Annotated in this window: 1 protein-coding gene; it reads right to left on the minus strand. The window is 63.3% G+C overall.

The window, feature by feature from the left end:
- Positions 1–2 precede the first annotated feature (2 nt).
- Positions 3–357 (minus strand): hypothetical protein (locus ACG2LG_RS24335; RefSeq protein WP_396263512.1); only part of this gene is annotated, 355 nt, incomplete at its 5' end.

Below are 357 nucleotides of genomic sequence, written 5' to 3' on the forward strand. Positions count from 1 at the left end.
GATCACATGTCCCCATAGGCCAGCAGCCCACATGACGGCACGCCGGGGGCATGTTTGGCGGCGCGCGTGCCCCGACAAAGTCGGCGGGAGCCTGACTTCGAGGGGGAAGGCATTTCTGGGGAGGCGATCCGGAGGCTGATGAGTCCAAGGGCCTTCGGGCAGGACGCGTTGCCTTCCAGAATCTGGGCAATCCAGGACCAGAATACCGGAATGTGTCCAAAATGGCGGTTGCGCTTGGTGGGGTCGATCGACCGCAGGAAGAGGCCCGGAAGGACATCCCCGAACATCACCGCGTATCCGCTGAGGGACTCGGTGGCGAGGGAATCACGCAAACGTCGGATGCCGGCTTGAAACCGG

It is taken from the genome of Haloferula sp. A504, assembly GCF_044385805.1.
Taxonomy (GTDB): Bacteria; Verrucomicrobiota; Verrucomicrobiia; order Verrucomicrobiales; family Akkermansiaceae; genus Haloferula.